Origin of the sequence: Klebsiella sp. CN_Kp075, from assembly GCF_040065055.2 — a bacterium.
Taxonomy (GTDB): Bacteria; Pseudomonadota; Gammaproteobacteria; order Enterobacterales; family Enterobacteriaceae; genus Klebsiella; species Klebsiella aerogenes.
On record NZ_CM198050.1, the window covers coordinates 2,057,487 to 2,075,969 of the forward strand.

The window sequence follows — 18,483 nt, forward strand, 5'->3', positions numbered from 1 at the left end:
ACTTGATCCGATTTACAACGCGTTCTGCCGCGGCGGGGTGCGATCCAACAGCTCAACGCTGCCGTCGGCATTCTGCTGCTCAAGGATCACATCAAAGCCCCACAGGCGGTGAACGTGTTTAAGCACTTCGCGACGGCTCTTATCCAGCGGCACGCGGTTGTGCGGCACATAGCGCAGCGTCAACGAACGGTCGCCGCGCAGGTCAACGTTCCAGACCTGAATATTCGGCTCAAGATTGCTGAGGTTATACTGCGCCGACAGCTTAGAACGAATTTCCCGATAGCCTTCCTCATTATGAATGGCGGAAATCTCCAGGTAATTATTATGGTCGTCATCGAGTACCGTGAATAAGCGGAAGTCTCGCATCACCTTCGGCGACAGGAACTGGCTGATAAAGCTCTCATCTTTAAAATCGCGCATGGCGAAATGCAGCGTCTCCAGCCAATCGGAGCCGGCGATATCCGGGAACCAGTAGCGGTCTTCTTCCGTTGGCGACTGGCAGATACGTTTAATATCCTGGAACATAGCGAAACCCAGCGCGTAGGGGTTGATTCCGCTGTACCACGGGCTGTTGTAGGGCGGCTGGAACACCACGTTGGTGTGGCTGTGCAGAAACTCCAGCATAAAGCGCTCGGTCACTTTACCTTCGTCATACAGATGATTGAGGATGGTGTAGTGCCAGAATGTCGCCCAGCCCTCGTTCATAACCTGAGTCTGCTTCTGCGGATAAAAATACTGGCTGACCTTACGAACGATACGCAGGATCTCGCGCTGCCAGGACTCAAGCAGCGGCGCGTTCTTCTCCATAAAGTACAGCAGATTCTCCTGCGGTTCGGAAGGATAGCGGCGGCTTGCCTCGATGGCTTTTTCCTCTTCCCGTTTTGGCAGAGTACGCCATAGCATGTTCACCTGGCTTTGCAGATACTCTTCGCGGCTTTTCTGCCGCGCCTTCTCCTCCTGCAGCGATATTTTCTGCGGGCGTTTGTAGCGGTCGACGCCGTAGTTCATCAGCGCATGGCAGGAGTCGAGCAATTTTTCAACTTCATCGACGCCGTAACGCTCTTCACATTCGGTAATGTATTTACGCGCAAAGATCAGATAGTCGATGATTGAGCTGGCATCGGTCCAACTGCGGAACAGATAGTTATTTTTAAAGAAGGAGTTATGCCCATAGCAGGCGTGCGCCATTACCAGCGCCTGCATGGTAATCGTGTTCTCCTCCATTAAATAAGCGATACACGGGTTGGAGTTAATGACTATCTCATAGGCCAGGCCTTGCTGGCCGTGTTTATACGCCTGTTCGGTTTCGATAAATTTTTTGCCGAACGACCAGTGCGGATAGTTGATCGGCATCCCGACGCTGGAGTAGGCGTCCATCATCTGTTCGGAGGTGATCACCTCGATTTGATGCGGATAGGTATCGAGACGATACAGCTTCGCCACCCGGTCAACCTCGGCAAGATAGGTTTCCAGCAGTTCAAAAGTCCAGTCGGGTCCATCGCTTAACCGGGTGGTGTCCCTGTTCATGGAATCAATCGTAGCCATTAGCGCGCCCTCGTTGTTGGTGGTTCTCTCTTTGTGGAGAACCTCTTATCAAGCATAGAACACGCCATAACAAACTGCGTCTGCGGGTAATTTCTTTTCTTCGCGATTTCGCAATCCTAAAGGCCTTTATTTAACATCTTTGCAGCATTTTATACTGAGGAAAAATAAAGCGCAGCACGAGATCGTAAATCTCTGGTGTCAGTGCTGGTGCGGTTTGGTGTGAGATAAGTCACCATAAATAAAGCGTATGTTGAATAATATTTTCATCTGGGTTATCAATTTGTAATTAGATGATTGTTCTTTAACTATTACGGAGTGGCTATGCGAGTCGTCATACTGGGAAGTGGGGTGGTTGGGGTAGCGAGCGCCTGGTATTTAAGCCAGGCGGGACATGAGGTGACGGTTATCGACCGTCAGCCAGGGCCCGCTGAAGAAACCAGCGCCGCCAACGCCGGGCAGATCTCTCCCGGCTACGCGGCGCCGTGGGCGGCGCCGGGCGTGCCGCTGAAGGCGATTAAATGGATGTTCCAGCGCCATGCGCCATTGGCGATTGGCCTTGACGGCACGCAGTTCCAGCTCAAGTGGATGTGGCAGATGCTGCGTAACTGCGATACCCGCCACTATATGGAAAACAAAGGGCGTATGGTGCGCCTGGCGGAATATAGCCGTGATTGCCTGAAAGCGCTGCGTGAAACCACCGGTATCCAGTATGAAGGCCGCCAGGGCGGCACCCTGCAGCTCTTCCGCACCGAAAAACAGTATGAGAACGCCACTCGTGATATCGCCGTGCTGGAAGAGGCCGGCGTGCCGTATCAACTGCTGGAAGCCAACCGCCTGCTCGAAGTCGAACCGGCGCTGGCCGAAGTCAGCCATAAACTGACCGGCGGCCTGCGCCTGCCAAATGATGAAACCGGCGATTGCCAGCTCTTCACTACCCGTCTGGCGGCGATGGCCGAGTCGGCAGGGGTGACTTTCCGCTTTAATACCTCCGTCGATGCGCTGCTTTACGAAGGCGATCAAATCGCCGGTGTGAAATGCGGCGACGAAATTATTAAGGGCGACGCCTACGTGATGGCGTTTGGTTCTTACTCCACCGCGATGCTTAAAGGGCTGGTGGACATCCCGGTCTATCCTCTGAAAGGCTACTCGTTAACTATTCCGATTGCCGAAGAGAGCGGCGCACCGGTATCGACTATCCTTGATGAGACTTACAAAATCGCGATTACCCGTTTCGATCAGCGTATTCGCGTTGGCGGGATGGCGGAAATTGTCGGCTTTAATAAAGAGCTGCTGAAGCCGCGCCGCGAGACGCTGGAGATGGTGGTTCGCGATCTGTTCCCGCGCGGCGGCTACGTTGAGCAGGCGACCTTCTGGACAGGCCTGCGACCAATGACGCCGGACGGTACGCCGGTGGTTGGCCGCACGCCGTACAAAAATCTGTGGCTGAACACCGGGCACGGTACGCTGGGCTGGACCATGGCCTGCGGGTCCGGGCAGCTTCTGAGCGATCTGATCTCCGGGCGTACGCCGGCGATCCCTTATGATGATCTGGCCGTGGCGCGTTACAGCCCGGGCTTTACGCCGGCTCGCGCTCAGCATCTGCACGGCGTGCATAACTAAGGAGCCTCCATGTCTCGTCCGGTAAAAGCCAGCATTGACCTGTCGGCTTTACGTCAGAATTTACAGATTGTTCGCCGCGCTGCCCCTGGGGCGCGCGTTTGGGCGGTGGTGAAGGCCAATGCCTATGGCCATGGCCTGGCGCGGATGTGGCAGGCGCTGAACGCCGCAGATGGCTACGCATTGCTGAATCTCGAAGAGGCGATCCTACTGCGGGAAAAGGGCTGGAAAGGGCCGATTCTGCTGCTGGAAGGATTCTTTCACGCCGATGAACTGGCGCTGCTGGATAAGTATCGCCTGACCACCAGCGTACACAGCAACTGGCAAATTAAAGCGCTGCAGCAGGCTAAACTGCATGCGCCGCTGGATATCTATCTCAAAGTAAATAGCGGTATGAACCGGCTGGGCTTTATGCCAGAACGAGTGCATACCGTCTGGCAACAGCTGCGATCGCTCGCCAACGTCGGTGAAATGACGCTGATGTCGCATTTCGCTGATGCGGAAAACCCGGATGGCATCGTGGAGCCCTTGCGCCGTATCGAGCAGGCGGCGGAGGGGCTGGACTGCCCGCGTTCGTTGTCGAACTCAGCGGCCACGTTGTGGCATCCGGAAGCGCACTTTGATTGGGTGCGCCCGGGAATTGTGCTGTACGGCGCATCGCCGTCGGGTCAGTGGCGGGATATTGCCAATAGCGGCCTGAAACCGGCGATGACCCTCAGCAGTGAAGTGATTGCCGTACAGACGCTGAAAAGCGGCGAACGGGTGGGCTATGGTGGGCTGTATCAGGCATCCGGCGAGCAGCGCATCGGCATTGTCGCCTGTGGTTATGCCGACGGCTATCCACGCGTCGCCCCGAGCGGCACGCCGGTGCTGGTCGACGGCGTACGCACCACCACCGTCGGGCGTATTTCGATGGATATGTTGGCGGTAGATCTGACACCTTGTCCGCATGCGGGTATTGGCGCGCCGGTTGAGTTGTGGGGGCAGGAGATTAAGATTGACGATGTCGCTGCGGCCAGCGGCACCGTCGGTTATGAATTAATGTGCGCTCTGGCGCCGCGCGTACCGGTGGTGACAGTGTAACTTTGCGTGAGGCGGATCACTCCGCCTCATCTTCCGCAACCCGCACACCCACCTTCAGTACGTGGTCGTCCTCTTTTTCGGCGACCGTCCACACCATACCGGCAAACTCCACCTGATCGCCGACGACCGGCGCGGCGCCCAACAGTTGCTGAATCACATCGCCCAGCGACTGCTGATGTTCGCGAAATTCTTCACCGCCGTCGAGGCCATAAATCTGCGCCACATCGGCGAATTTAGCTTCCGCATCGAGGATAAAGTCGCCAAAGAACCGCTGATCGAGCGAGACCGGCGGCGACTGGCTGAACATTTTACCCAGCGCCGGCAGGTCGCGCTCGCGGCCGATAACGCAAAGAATATCACCATCCATCAGCCGCGTGCTGCCGGTAGGATGCAGCAGTACGTTGTCGCGGAAGAGTGCGGCGATACGCGTTTCCGGCGGCATGTGGAGGTCGCGCAACGCTGCGCCAACGCACCATTTATCATCACCCAGCTGGTAGACAAACTGTTCCCACGGATTTTCCGGATGGATATCCAGCCCGACGCGTGAGATAGGCCAGCCGACCGGCGGTACCACGACCTTCGCTTTTCTCGCCGCCCAGGAAAGTGAGGTGCCCTGAAGCAGCAGTGAAATCAGCACCACGAAAAAGGCGACGTTAAAGAACAGCCGCGCGTTCTCAAGCCCGGCCATCATCGGGAAAACGGCGAGGATAATCGGCACCGCGCCGCGCAAACCGACCCAACTGATAAACACCCGCTCGCGCAGATTAAAACCGCGGAACGGCAGCAGGCCAGCGAATACCGACAGCGGACGCGCGATGAAGATCATCCACATTGACAGCAGTAGCGCCGGAATCGCGATCGGCCACAGGTCGGACGGTGTGACCAGCAGGCCGAGGACGAGGAACATGGCGATTTGCGCCAGCCACGCCAGGCCGTCAAAGTTTTGCAGGATGCCGTGGCGGTTGCGAATGGGTTTATTACCGAGCAGGAAACCGCAGAGATAGACCGCGAGGATACCGCTCCCGTTCAGTGAGGTGGTGACGGCGAAAATCATGATCCCGCCGCTTAGCGCCAGCAGCGGATAGAGCCCGGTAGGCAGGACGATGCGGTTAATCATCTGCAGAAGCAGATAACCGCCGCCGAGTCCAATAGCGATGCCCAGGCCAAACTGTTGAATGATATGCACCACAAACATCCAGCTCAGTCCGGCTTCATGCTGCTGGATCATTTCAATCAGGGTAATGGTGAGGAACACCGCCATCGGGTCGTTGCTGCCGGATTCAATTTCGAGGGTCGAGCCGACGCGCTCGTTAAGCCCTTTACCGCCGAGCAGCGAGAACACCGCCGCCGCATCGGTGGAGCCGACGATGGCGCCAATTAGTAGCCCTTCGATTAAATCGAGCTTGAACAGCCATGCCGCCATCATCCCGGTGAGGGCGGAGGTTATCAGCACGCCGACCGTCGCCAGCGACAGCGCTGGCCAGAGCGCCACGCGAAACGAACTGGCTTGGGTGCGCATTCCGCCGTCCAGCAGGATCACCGCCAGCGCGAGGTTACTCACCATATAGGCGAAAGGATAGTTATCGAAAGGAATGCCGCCGATACCGTCTACGCCTGCCAGCATACCGATGGCGAGGAAGATAACCAGAATCGGGATGCCGAGGCGTGAGGAGAAAGAACTCAATAAAATACTGCAGGTTACTAAAACAGAACCCAGGATAAACAGACTAATGACCGCAGCGGCGTCCAATGTTCACGTACTCCTTGTCAGCGTGAAGGGGTGAAAATTACACCATTTTAACAATCCGCGCGTTTGCAGGATACTCGCGCAGAGGAATTTTTATTCCGCCAGCACCGGATGGCCGCTTATCGTTAAGGTTGCGGCTGAGGCGTTGTTGACCAGCCGCGCCCGCGCGCCGAGAGGCAGGGTAACGGTGCGCTGTTCATGACCGAACTCGAGGCCGGTCAGCAGCGGAATGGCGAGTTGCTGACGTAGCCAGGTGTAGACGGTGGGAAGATCATAACCGTCGTCGTAGTCGTTGGGTTGCGCGCCGGTAAAACTGCCGAGCACGATAGCCCGCTGGTGGGCAAGGATCCCGCTGTTGAGTAACTGCAGCAGCATTCGTTCAACGCGGAACGGATGCTCGTTGATATCCTCAAGCACCAGAATACCGTCGTCAATCTGCGGGAGCCACGGCGTGCCGATGAGCGACGTGACCATCGCCAGATTGCCGCCCCACAGGGTACCTTCGATGCGGCAGGTTGGGCCGTCGCTTTGCCATTCGAGGGTAAATTCGGGTTCGCGTAGCGCCTGCCAGAAGTGATGTTCAGTAAACGCATTCAGGGTTTCGGCGCCGAAATTGCCCGCTAACATCGGCCCGCTGAAGCTGATAGCGTTGGCTTTAGCCAGCAGTCCCATCTGGATGGCGGTGAAATCGCTGTGGCCGCAGATAAGCAGCGGTTCCCGCTGTTGGCGTTTCGATAACGCCTGCCAGTCGATATGCGGTAGTAACCGGGTGGCGCCATAGCCGCCGCGCACCGCCAGCACGATGTGGTTTTTTCCCTCAAGGGATGCAAGTTGGTTAATATCGGCCAGACGTTCGCTGTCGCTGCCGGCGAAACGCTGCTGTCGACGGGGGATCGCCTGTTGGTTCAGTACCTGATGACCGGCCTCCTGAAGACGGGCCACGCCAAGGGCCGCAGCCTGTTGATTGATACAGTAACCGGAAGGGGCGACCAGATAAAACTGAGACATGGCAATTCCTTGCAAAGAATGAAAGGGTTATCATGCCGCCTGGAACGTTTATTGTCATCTCCGTGCGGCAAACTTCAGCCAATAAGGATAGATGTGTGAAATTGAGATGGTTTGTTTTTTTATTTGTATTGTTGGCCGGTTGTAGCTCGAAGCACGATTACACCAATCCGCCGTGGAACCCGGAAGTCCCGGTGAAGCGGTCGATGCAGTGGATGCCGATCAGTGAAAAAGCCGGTGCCGCGTGGGGAGTTGACCCGCAGCTGATAACCGCGATCATCGCGATTGAATCCGGCGGTAATCCCTCGGTGGTCAGTAAATCTGGTGCGGTAGGACTGATGCAGTTGAAGCCGTCGACCTCCGGGCGCGATGTCTATCAACGGATGGGCTGGCGTGGCCAGCCTTCGGTCAGCGAGCTGAAAAACCCGGAACGCAATATTTCGATGGGCGCCGCTTATCTGAGCATTCTGGAAAACGGCCCGCTGGCGGGGATTAAGGACCCGCAGGTGATGCGCTATGCGGTGGTGGTCTCTTATGCCAACGGCGCAGGCGCGCTGCTGCGCACCTTCTCGTCGAATCGCCAGGACGCCATCGACGAGATTAACGATCTTGATGCCGATGAGTTCTTTGAACACGTGGCGAAAAAGCATCCTGCCCCGCAGGCCCCGCGCTATATCTGGAAACTGCAGAAAGCGCTGGACGCGATGTAGCGTCATCTCTCACCCCGTCAGGCAGGATTCGCCTTGCGGGGTGCCTTTCAGAAAATCCTAACTTTCGTGGCTAATTGAACTGATGTAGCTGACGGGACCAATCAACTCTTTGTAATCCCGGTAACTTTCAGGAAGGGACTCGATTCCACTAACCGCCACCACCAGCATAGCCGTGGCCTCATCCATTTCATCGCCAGTCTGGGCTAATTTTTCGCGTAATAATCCGATAAGCGCCTGAGAATTATTATGTGAGACCCCATTCAATTCCAGACGATTATGATCCCAGACGTTGCAACCCCATGCTGTGAACCACAACAGGCTCCCTGTAACCATCAATATCCAACAAAAAGTGTTTTCAGCGACATCGACGTAGATAAATATTCGACAAGCTAATATTACGGCTAAGATGAGTGAGGGGATACTGAACAACAGAAAATTGCATCGGCGGCGTAGCATACTTAAGGCCAGCTCTGGGCTTTTTTGCTGATCCTGCCAGATGTTAAGGTTGGTGATATGCAGGCTAGTAGGCAGATCTTCATGACATGGTTTTCGTACCTCAAAATGGTCAAATAAAATTCTTTCAATGACGTTCATTTCATTGCTTGCGTAACGTCCGTTAGCCAACATCTGCCCGGGCTCGGGGACCCACAGATATCCTTTATGTAACAAACTGAACATTGCTAACTGAATGACCCGCGTGCCGCCGCCGTCAATCCAGGCAAGAAGCCATGGGTCGATCCCGGTCGTTAACTGTTGGGCTTTAGCCGCAGGCCGCGTCAGGGCGATAATGATTCCGATAGAAAGATAAATAGCCGGGACGACAACGATAATACAGCCGAGAAACAGTAAAGGATGCATATGCATAATAAGAGTCCACATGATGTCGCCCTCAGACTACTCAAGCCGTTCAACAGAAAATGCATAATTTATTGGCTTGATGATCGTTATAAATTCACGATATTTCTCGGGTAGCAGGGAAGTTTTACCGATGGCGACGTAATAATCAGCTGTTTCATCCGTTGTTGTTTCGGCCTCAGCCATGAGAGTATCCTTTAATCTATTTACATAATTATGAACAATGTTAATTGAGATCCCCTCACGGTCCATCAGGGTGGCATTTAAGGTAATAATGAGCCAAAGTAACAACCAAAGCCCGGTAACGATAAGCATCATGAGCCAGCTTAATACGCCGGTGTGGATAAGCGTGCTACTATCGAAAAACGTTTTCCACAGATATGTACCGATTAAAATTAATGAAGGAACGACGATCAGGATCATATTCCACGTATGTTGCGCCGGACTGAGCATCAGGCTCCTACACTGGGGATCGTCTGACCAATGGTTTTTATCGGCGACGTAAAGAGAAAGGGGTAAATTCTGGGCGCTGGGTTTTGGTGTAGAAAAATGGTCAAAGAGTATTTTTTCTACACGAGTCATCTTGCACTCTGCATACTGCTGGTTGGCGCAAAGTTCGATATTCTCAGCGCAATGAATAATATTTACGTAGTTTTTTCTTAATAGCCTGAACATGGCTAATTGAATAACGACGGTGGCTCTGCCCCGAAGCCAGGCAAGAAACGACGGAGATATGGAGTAAGGTGGTGGTATCGGCGTGTTTTTCTCAGAAGGACGAGTCTTTGAGATAATAATCATCACCAGAATATATATCACCGTGGTTGATAATATATGGTAACCCATAAAGGACAATGGGGATAAATCAGAGATGAAACTGATTAAATTGTTCACTTCACACTCCTTGTGATAAGCGCAACCTTGCGCGTGAATTTTTACCAGAATAGTAGCTAGTTTAATAGGGTGGTTCTGGTTAAACAATAAATTTAGTTTGCCTGGCGGCTTTCATTAAAAAGCACTGATCAGATATTTATGTGGTTTATGAAATTAAGCCTCCGACTTATTTCAGGAGGCTTATGTTTACGAGGTAAATTAAAAATCGTAGCCCACGGTTGCCGTGACGCTACGCTCAGCCCCCCAGTAACAGTTGCCGGTACCGTAGCAGCCGGAAATATACTCGCGATCGCCGATATTATTCGCATTAACCTGAATATAGGCGCCTTTCATCGCCGTTGACCATGCCCCGAGGTCGGCGCGCGCCATCGCATCTATCAGGGTGACTGACGGTAAACGCTCGGTATTGGCGTCATCGGCCCACTGCTTACCGATATAGCGCACACCCGCGCCAAGGGTGATGCCCGCCGGCAATTGATAGCGCGCCCAGAATGAGGCCATCTGATCCGGCGTCAGCTGAGGGGTATTATTATCGGTGCCGTCTTTCGTGTCCTGAAAGCGCAGGCGATTCCAGGTATAAGAGGCAATCGTGCTCAATTGCGGCGTAATCTGGTTATGCGCTTCCAGCTCTACGCCCTGTGAATGCACTTTCCCGGCGGGAATATAGGTGGCGGTGGCGATGTTCGGATCGCGGGTGGCGACATCTTTTTGCATCAAATCGTAAATCGCGATGCTATACAAATCGCTGCTGCCCGGCGGCTGGAATTTCAAGCCGGCCTCCACCTGTTCGGCGGTGGTGGGTTTTAATAACGTACCATCGGCGCCCGGCAGCATCGCCGGGGTAATCGCCTGGCTGTAGCTTAAGTAGGGCGAAAGGCCATTATCGAGCGCGTACAGCAGCGAGGCGCGGCCGCTGATGTGATCGTCGGAGCGGCGGTTTGACGTGCCTGAAGTGTCGCTAACCTGTTGTGAAACGATGCGGTCGTAGCGTCCGGAAACGTCAAAGTGCCAACGATTCCACACCATTTCATCCTGCAGATAAAGCCCGGTCTGGTAATAACGGCGATTATTTTTATCGCTGTAGGTGATGGTATGCCCGGTTTGCGGCGTATAGCCGGTAAAGGGGTTAAGCGGCGCCGCGCCGCCGGCTCCGGTCCATAAATCGTTGCGGAAGCGATGATACTCAGCGCCGAGGATTAACGTATGCGCCACTTCGCCGGTCGCGAAATCGGCGCGCAGGCGGTTATCGGTTGACCAGCCGTCCAGCGACCCGCGGGAACCGCTGTAGCCGCGGGAAAGCATGTCGCTGTCACCCACCCAGCCAACCTGATAAACCTGATCCAGCGAGACATTCGTATGGGTATAGCTGCCCGCGGAGTAAGCCGACCAGACATCGCTGAACTGGTGGTTGAATTCATAGCTGTAGATTTGCTCGCGGCGCTGGTAGCCATCGCCCGGATCGCCTTCATTGGTGCTGGGTGAGAGCTTACGGCCGTTGTGCGCATAACGGGTACCATCCAGCGGCAGAGAGCCGTGGTAGCCGCCGGAGGGATCTTTTTGCAGGTAGGCGCGCAACAGCAGCGAAGTATCGCTATCCGGTTGCCACAGCAAGGAAGGCGAAATCGCATAGCGCTCTTCGCGGGTATGATCATACTGCGTATCGCTGCTGCGGGTCATGCCGATGAGCCGCCAGGCCCACTGGTCATTAATGGCATCGGTGTAGTCGAAGGCCGCGCCCTTAGTATTTTGCGTGCCGCCGGTCAGGCGAAAGTGCCCCTGCTGGCTGAACTGCGGCCGTTTGGAGGTCAAATTGACCACCCCGCCCGGCACGCTTTGGCCATAAAGGGCGGAAGAGGGGCCGCGGATGACGTCGACGCGTTCAATAAACCATGGGTCGATCTGCAGTACGTTATGGCTGCCGCCGTCGCTCATCAGGCGCATGCCGTCAAGGAACAGGTTATCAACGTCGCCGCCGTGGTAGCCGCGCAGCGAGATGGTATCAAAGCGCGTCGCGCCGCCGCCAAAACTGGAATAAACCCCCGGCGTATACTGTAGGGCCTGGCTTACGGTATCGGCGCCCTGATCGGCGATCTGCTGGCGGGTGATCACCGATACCGACTGGGCGGTAGTAATCAACGGCTGGTCGGTTTTCGTGGCGCCGGTTGACGTTTTGGCGCTATAGCCTTGAGTTTGCGCGCTGGCGGAGTCGTCAGGTTGCGCGGTCACGATCAGGGTATCTTGCGCCTGAGCGGCGAGAGGGAAGGCGGCCGCGAGGGCGCACACCAGCGCGGAGCGCTTAAAATTAACAGAGGAGATCATGCCATAATCCTGAATAGCGCGGTCTGGCACTCCTGTGCGCCGCCGCGGAAATAAACGAAATGCTTTTTCGTTAAAAATAATGCGAATTATTATCGTTTGCTTTTGCATGATCAAGCAAAATAGTCCTCCTCAGAGCAAGTAGACATTTTGCTGGCTGTCGGCGGATGATGGGGTTACGTCGATGGAAAAAGCGCGGCGAAGATATCGCCGCGCGCAGGGGATTACTGGGCTTTTTTCTCCGCAGCCGCCACGGCATCGTTCGCGGCGGGCTGCTTGCCAGCGGTGATTTCTGCCTGCGCCGGGCGGGTTGCCGGCAGCGCATCGCACGGTTTATCTTGCGGGCAAACCAGGTCGAGCATCTTTAACGTCACGCCGTTGGTCCAGCCAAAGCCGTCCTGCAGAGGATACTCTCCGCCGCCGCCGCCGGTACCCGTCGAACTCACGTCATATTTCTCAACCAGCTTCTGCTTGCTGTCATAGGTGTGCTGGACGTTGCTGAGGAAGCGCCAGGTGACGTCCATGGCCACCTTTTTCTGACCATAGTTCTGCAGACCTTCCACCGCCACCCACTGCAGCGGCGCCCAGCCGTTTGGCGCATCCCACTGTTGGCCGCTATTGACCGTGGTGGTGGTAAGCCCGCCGGGCTTCAGCAGGCGGCTTTCGGCGGCGGCGGCTACCTTCGCGGCACGTTCGCTGGAGGCCGCTTTGACGTACAGCGGGAACAGCGCCGCGGCGGTCAGCTGATTGCGGACTTTATGGCTCTTCAGATCGTAATCGGCATACCAGCCCTCTTTATCGTTCCACAGATATTTTTCCAGCGCCTTCTGGCGGGCATTCGCCAGCGCGTCGTACTGTCCGGCTTTAGCGCTGTCGCCTGCGGCTTTACTGGCGCGGGCAATGGTTTTCTCCATGTGGAACATCAGCGCATTGAGGTCGACCGGAATGATGCTGGTGGTGCGGATAGTCCCCAGCTGCTGCGGATTATCCATCCAGCGAGAACTGAAGTCCCATCCGGAGGCCGCGGCGGAACGTAGGTCACGATAGATTTCGGTGGCCGGGCGGTTAGGATTGTTTTTGGCGGTTGTCACGTCGTCAAGCCAGGACTCCGGGCGAGGCGTATCGTTATCATCCCAGTAGCGGTTAAGCAGCGCGCCATCTTCCAGACGTACCACGCGTTTATTCGCGTTGCCGGGCGTCAGCGCATCGGCGCCTTCCATCCAGTAGCGATACTCTTTTTCCATCTGCGGCAGCCAGGTCTTTAGCGCCCGATCGCCATCGTGGCTGGCCAGCAGCTCAACCATAAAGGAAAAGAACGGCGGTTGCGAACGGCTCAGATAGTAACTGCGGTTGCCGTTTGGAATATGCCCCCAGCGGTCAATCTCGGCGGCAAAATTGGCCACCATGTCTTCCACTTTATCCCAGTGCCCGCTTTCGGCGAGGCCCAGCATGGTGAAATAGCTATCCCAATAATAGACTTCGCGGAAGCGTCCACCGGGCACCACATAAGGTTTCGGTAGCGGCAGCAGCGAATCCCACTTCTCGACCTCGACGGTGCTGCGGGTTAGCACCGGCCATAGCCCATCAATGTGTTGACGCAGGGTTTGCCCTTTCGGCGGCACGTATTGATCGTTATCACGCGGCAGGGTGAAGTTGATCTCGACGAAATGGCGCAGATCGAAGCTGGCCTGACCTTTTTGCATCCGATAGTCGGCAAGGATCATTAGCGGATCGCTATTCGGGACCGCATCAGCGAAGGTTTTTTGGTCAGGGAAGAGTTTCGCGCTTTGCACGTCGTTAAATAGCGGACCTAAAAGTTCATCAGGCGATTGCGGCACCGGGGAGGTGTTGTCATCTGCCTGCGCGGCGAATGTCGCCAGGCTTAACATTGCGCCTCCCAGCGCCAGTTGAATAAGGTGGGTCAGGGTTTCCGGGCGACGTAGAACCGATCTCGTCATCGATAATTCTCCATTTTACGTTTTGCTGACTTCGCGCCACTGCGAACGGCCATCAGAAAACCTTAGCCGAATATCGGCCGCCTCGCGTGCTGGAGTTAACATTTTGGCCGAAAACAGAGTATTTACCTGGCGACATATTGTCCCGGCGTTTTGCCGGTCTGAGTACGGAAGAAGTAGATGAAGGCGCTATCGCTGGCAAACTCCAGCGCCTGGGCGACATCCGTGATGCGCTGGCCGCAGGACAGCAATTCTACGGCTTTCATCAGCCGCCACTGCTGGCGCCACTGCTGATATGACATGCCGGTTTCGCGCTGAAACAGGCGGCTGATGGTCTTTTCTCCGGCGCCGCATTGCGCCGCCAGTTGTTGAAGTAGCGGCGGTTGCTCATGGCCGTTGAGATGACGCAGGCGTTTATCCTGCGGCAGCGTTAGCATCATCGGTTCATGTTTTGCCGCGCCGATTTCCGCCACGCAAAGCGCCGCCAGGTGCAGGGCCGGGCCCTGTCGCCAGTCGGTATCCCAGGGGCTGGCGCTGATGCGTTCCAGTAGCTCGCGCAGCAGCGGCGTAACGTTGAGGATCGCAGGCTGACGGGGCAACTGCGGGTATGAGTCATTGGCGAACCATACCGAACGGTAATCAACGATGTGCTGCATTTCGGCGCGGTGGGTGACGCCTGCGGGGATCCACGCCGCGCGGGTCGGCGGCAACATACACAATAGCGCGCCGTCGTTCAGCGTCAGCCGGATGCAGCCCTGACGGGTAAATAGCATCTGTCCCATTTGATGTTGATGCAGACCATCGTCATGATCGCCGTTAAGGGTCGCTTGCACGCCAATCAGCGGCGCATTGAATATATCAGGGTCAAAGGATGCATCCGCGCTGAGCCAGGCCATAATGTCTGATTCTCGATGTTAAGTGTCATTATATTTATAATCGCCGATTTTGCCGCTCCCTACAATGGCGCCTCTGATGAGGGAGATTGATATGTTAAGTCGTTCGGCGATGGCGCTGGTTACCGCATTACTCATGTTTCCGCAAATCGCGGAAACTATCTATAGCCCGGCGCTGACTGATATCAGCGCCCATTTTTCCGTTAGCGCCGCTGATGCGGCGCAGACGCTGGCGGTCTATTTCATCGGCTTTGCCATCGGTGTGCTGTTCTGGGGCTGGTTCAGCGACCGGCGTGGACGGCGGCCGGCGTTATTGCTCGGTCTGGCGGTGTATACCGCAGGCTGCATGCTGGCGCTGGCGGCGCCAAATTTTGGCGTATTGCTGGCGGCTCGCATCCTGGCGGCTTTCGGCGCGGCTATCGGGTCGGTGGTTGGGCAAACGGTGTTGCGCGATGCGTTTGAAGGTCGGCAGTTGGCGGCGATTTTTTCCTTCGTGGGCATGGCGCTGGCTATCAGCCCAGCAATTGGCGTCTATTCTGGCGGCGTGCTGGCGGGGTGGTGGGGGATGTATGGCGTGTTTAGCGCCCTGGCGTTGCTGGCGGCGACGCTATTGCTGCTGTGCGCGGCGGTAATGCCGGAAACCCGGCCGTCGCGAACGGCAAATCAGGCGCTCTGGCCGCTATTACTGCGCATGATGGTGGATACAAAAATCCGTTTAGCGGTGGCGCTGGTGGCGGCATTGAATATCGGTTTGTTCAGCTACTACAGCCAGGGGCCGTTCCTTTTTGCCCGCCTGGGGCTGGATGCGCGGGCTTTTGGCTACAGCGGTATGGCGCTGGCCGCGGGAGCGTTAGCCGGCGCGCAGGGGAATCGTCTGTTGCTACGACGTGGAGCGGGGCAGCAGCACATATTTATTTGTGCCGGTCTTCTGTTATTGCTCGCCAGCGCAGGCGTTGGCCTGTTAACACATTCATGGCTCTTTTTGCTACCGATGATGGGGGTAGCGACAGCCTATGCCATGGCGATCCCCGTGGTGCTGGGTACGGCGCTTAGCGATTACGGCGATTGCCGCGGTAGTGCCGGGGCGCTGCTTGGCCTGGCCTATTATTTGATTATCGGCTTGGGGCTGGCAATTGTGGGTTGGGGGGAATCCTTGGGTATCACGTTAGCGATCTGTGCGGCGGTGAGTGCGCTTACCGGTTGGCGTTATCTGCGGCACATGGATGATGAGTTTTCCTGATTTGTGATGATTAGCACAAATCACTGCTTGGCAGGTATGTGACTGGATGAAAAATCGATATTGATTTTAATCAAGGAATTACCTGCTATAAAATAGCCAAAAAATGAGGTTAAAATAATGTTGGTAATGATAATCAATTGTTTGTTTTTGTTTTCAGCTAAATTAATGAAATATATCTTTACATACAAATAACGTGAAAAATTGTGACCTCATCCCGTAATGAATCGAAATAAATACAGTTTTCTCATTTTATTTGATTGTTTACACCTGAGGTTTAAACAGAAATTAATGTGAAATGCCTCCTTTTATTGCTTGAAAATTACCCTTTGCTCGCTCATTTTTAGCTTAAAAATTAACCTTTTTTATCCCCATAAATATTTTTTATCCCCTCATATTTCTTTGACTAAAATCATGATTAATTTCATGTTTTTTATTTTAACTTATTGATTTTAAGTGTTTTAATTTGTTTTTTGGATAAGGTTGATTATAGGTGAAAGGGCTTTGTGAGTGGTCTCACACAACCACCAGATCATCATTTGATACACTTCCCGCCGTCAACAAAGTCATTAACGTGGATAACCAATATGAATACTATTCCGCTCCCTAAAACTCAGCACCTGGTTGTATTCCAGGAGGTGATCAGAAGTGGTTCGATTGGTTCAGCAGCGAAAGAATTAGGATTAACTCAACCTGCAGTCAGTAAAACAATTAATGATATTGAAGACTATTTCGGTACCGAGCTCATTGTCCGTAAAAATACCGGTGTAACTTTGACTGAAGCCGGGCAGGTGCTGTTGACCTGGTCGGAGTCGATTACCCGTGAAATGAAAAATATGGTTAACGAAATGCACAGTATGACCTGCAGCACAGTCGTTGACGTCTCGTTTGGTTTCCCGTCGCTAATCGGCTTCACGTTTATGTCGGATATGATCCATAAATTCAAAAAATTATATCCAAAAGCACAGGTCTCGATGTATGAAGCGCAGCTTTCTTCGTTCCTGCCGGCGATCCGTGATGGTCGTCTCGATTTCGCCATCGGCACGCTGAGCGATGAAATGAAGCTGCACGATCTACATGTCGAACCGCTATTTGAATCGGAATTCGTCCTGGTGGCCAGCAAATCGCGAACGCGGAGCGGCAGTGCCACGCTGGCATCGTTACAGCACGAACAGTGGGTATTGCCGCAAACCAATATGGGTTACTACAGTGAACTCCTCGCCACGCTTCAACGCAGCGGCATCAACAATGAAAACATCGTTAAAACAGACTCTGTCGTTACTATTTATAATCTTGTTCTCAATGCTGATTTCCTGACGGTTATTCCGTGTGATATGACCGCACCATTTGGCTCTAATCAATTTATTACTATTCCTGTCGAGGACGCATTACCGGTAGCGCATTATGCTGCGGTATGGTCGAAGAATTATCGCATTAAAAGTGCGGCCTCGGCGTTAGTTGAATTAGCGAAAGAATATTCAGCCCATAGCGGTTGCCGACGACGACAATTAATCACCGTAGATTAACTGTCTTTTTATATTGATTGAAACTTAAGCTGCGATTTATTTATCAGTCGCTGCCCATTAACGCTATTTGTTTAATTCCAGGTTAAGAGGTTCTCATGCATATTACATACGATCTTCCAGTTGCTATTGAAGATATCCTCGAAGCGAAAAAAAGATTGGCAGGTAAAATATATAAAACGGGGATGCCGCGTTCGAATTATTTCAGCGAACGATGCAAAGGCGAAATCTTCCTTAAGTTTGAAAATATGCAGCGCACCGGTTCTTTTAAAATTCGCGGCGCGTTTAATAAACTCAGTTCGCTGACTGATGCGGAAAAGCGCAAAGGCGTGGTGGCGTGTTCCGCCGGTAACCATGCGCAGGGCGTTTCGCTCTCCTGCGCTATGCTCGGCATCGACGGTAAAGTGGTGATGCCGAAAGGCGCGCCAAAATCAAAAGTGGCCGCCACCTGCGACTATTCGGCGGAAGTGGTGCTACATGGCGATAATTTTAACGACACCATCGCCAAAGTCAGCGAAATTGTTGAAATGGAAGGGCGGATATTTATTCCACCATACGACGATCCGAAAGTGATAGCCGGCCAGGGGACTATTGGTCTGGAAATCATGGAGGATTTATATGATGTCGATAACGTTATTGTACCGATTGGCGGTGGCGGTTTAATTGCCGGTATCGCGGTGGCGATTAAATCGATCAACCCGACCATTCGTATTATTGGCGTGCAGTCTGAAAACGTTCACGGCATGGCGGCCTCGTATTACGCCGGAGAAATCACCAATCATCGCAATAATGCCACCCTGGCTGACGGTTGCGACGTTTCTCGCCCGGGAAATATTACTTATCAGATCGTTCGTGAATTAGTTGACGATATTGTGCTGGTCAGCGAAGACGAAATTCGCAACAGTATGGTCGCACTTATTCAACGCAATAAAGTGATTACCGAAGGGGCCGGGGCGTTAGCCTGTGCCGCATTATTAAGCGGTAAGCTGGACAGCTATATTCAAAACCGAAAAACCGTCAGCATTATTTCCGGCGGCAATATCGACCTGTCTCGCGTATCGCAAATTACTGGTTTAGTTGACGCTTAATCTTTTTGATGAGGAAAG

The 18,483-nt window shown here is 54.0% G+C and carries 13 protein-coding genes and 1 pseudogene; 6 read left to right on the forward strand and 8 right to left on the reverse strand.

The genetic code is table 11. From position 1 onward, the window contains the following. Nucleotides 1–12 precede the first annotated feature (12 nt). Nucleotides 13–1,545 (reverse strand): SpoVR family protein, encoded by a 1,533-nt coding sequence (locus ABLV78_RS09875; RefSeq protein WP_015705842.1) that lies wholly within the window; start codon nt 1,543–1,545, stop codon nt 13–15. A gap of 321 nt (nt 1,546–1,866) precedes the next feature. Here ABLV78_RS09875 and ABLV78_RS09880 point away from each other — a divergent pair, with 321 nt between their 5' ends. Together ABLV78_RS09880 and dadX are read left to right on the forward strand one after the other, a co-directional pair. Then, entirely contained in the window at nt 1,867–3,165 is a 1,299-nt protein-coding gene (locus ABLV78_RS09880) for a D-amino acid dehydrogenase (protein ID WP_047045257.1), read from the forward strand. Between the two features lie 9 nt (nt 3,166–3,174). Then, entirely contained in the window at nt 3,175–4,245 is a 1,071-nt protein-coding gene (gene dadX / locus ABLV78_RS09885; RefSeq protein ID WP_047045256.1) for a catabolic alanine racemase DadX, read from the forward strand. A gap of 82 nt (nt 4,246–4,327) precedes the next feature. On the opposite strand, the pseudogene ABLV78_RS09890 reads toward dadX, so the two are convergent. Together ABLV78_RS09890 and ldcA are read right to left on the reverse strand one after the other, a co-directional pair. Continuing rightward, nucleotides 4,328–5,995 (reverse strand): annotated as a pseudogene (locus ABLV78_RS09890) (potassium/proton antiporter); the annotation flags it as partial. A 90-nt stretch (nt 5,996–6,085) separates the two neighbouring features. Next, entirely contained in the window at nt 6,086–7,000 is a 915-nt protein-coding gene (gene ldcA / locus ABLV78_RS09895) for a muramoyltetrapeptide carboxypeptidase (RefSeq protein ID WP_047045250.1), read from the reverse strand. A 95-nt stretch (nt 7,001–7,095) separates the two neighbouring features. Here ldcA and emtA point away from each other — a divergent pair, with 95 nt between their 5' ends. Beyond that, nucleotides 7,096–7,707, forward strand: a complete 612-nt coding sequence (emtA, locus tag ABLV78_RS09900) for a membrane-bound lytic murein transglycosylase EmtA (RefSeq protein WP_015366071.1) — start codon at nt 7,096–7,098, stop codon at nt 7,705–7,707. Nucleotides 7,708–7,764: 57 nt separating this feature from the next. Here the strand turns inward: emtA and ABLV78_RS09905 are convergent, their stop codons facing one another. The 5 genes from ABLV78_RS09905 to ABLV78_RS09925 all read right to left on the reverse strand — a co-directional run bounded on the left by ABLV78_RS09905 (nt 7,765) and on the right by ABLV78_RS09925 (nt 14,620). Beyond that, complete coding sequence (locus ABLV78_RS09905) at nt 7,765–8,586, reverse strand: DUF2207 domain-containing protein (RefSeq protein ID WP_047045247.1); 822 nt, start codon at nt 8,584–8,586, stop codon at nt 7,765–7,767. Nucleotides 8,587–8,601: 15 nt separating this feature from the next. After that, nucleotides 8,602–9,453, reverse strand: a complete 852-nt coding sequence (locus tag ABLV78_RS09910; RefSeq protein ID WP_047045244.1) for a hypothetical protein — start codon at nt 9,451–9,453, stop codon at nt 8,602–8,604. A 198-nt stretch (nt 9,454–9,651) separates the two neighbouring features. Continuing rightward, a complete protein-coding gene (locus ABLV78_RS09915; protein ID WP_059355871.1) occupies nt 9,652–11,772 on the reverse strand; it encodes a TonB-dependent siderophore receptor in 2,121 nt (706 codons plus the stop codon). A 221-nt stretch (nt 11,773–11,993) separates the two neighbouring features. Then, on the reverse strand, nt 11,994–13,727 hold the full coding sequence (locus ABLV78_RS09920) for an alpha,alpha-trehalase (protein WP_045390445.1): 1,734 nt from the start codon (nt 13,725–13,727) through the stop codon (nt 11,994–11,996). Nucleotides 13,728–13,849: 122 nt separating this feature from the next. Continuing rightward, complete coding sequence (locus tag ABLV78_RS09925) at nt 13,850–14,620, reverse strand: AraC family transcriptional regulator (protein WP_045390448.1); 771 nt, start codon at nt 14,618–14,620, stop codon at nt 13,850–13,852. A gap of 91 nt (nt 14,621–14,711) precedes the next feature. On the opposite strand from ABLV78_RS09925, the gene ABLV78_RS09930 reads away from it, so the two are divergent. The 3 genes from ABLV78_RS09930 (at nt 14,712) to tdcB (ending at nt 18,465) form a co-directional block, all read left to right on the forward strand. Continuing rightward, complete coding sequence (locus ABLV78_RS09930; RefSeq protein ID WP_047045238.1) at nt 14,712–15,857, forward strand: MFS transporter; 1,146 nt, start codon at nt 14,712–14,714, stop codon at nt 15,855–15,857. A 584-nt stretch (nt 15,858–16,441) separates the two neighbouring features. After that, nucleotides 16,442–17,380, forward strand: coding sequence for a transcriptional regulator TdcA (gene tdcA / locus ABLV78_RS09935; RefSeq protein WP_045390453.1), 939 nt, complete (start codon nt 16,442–16,444; stop codon nt 17,378–17,380). A 95-nt stretch (nt 17,381–17,475) separates the two neighbouring features. Beyond that, nucleotides 17,476–18,465: a bifunctional threonine ammonia-lyase/L-serine ammonia-lyase TdcB gene (gene tdcB / locus ABLV78_RS09940; RefSeq protein WP_045376007.1), complete on the forward strand. Its 990-nt coding sequence runs from the start codon at nt 17,476–17,478 to the stop codon at nt 18,463–18,465. Nucleotides 18,466–18,483 lie beyond the last annotated feature (18 nt).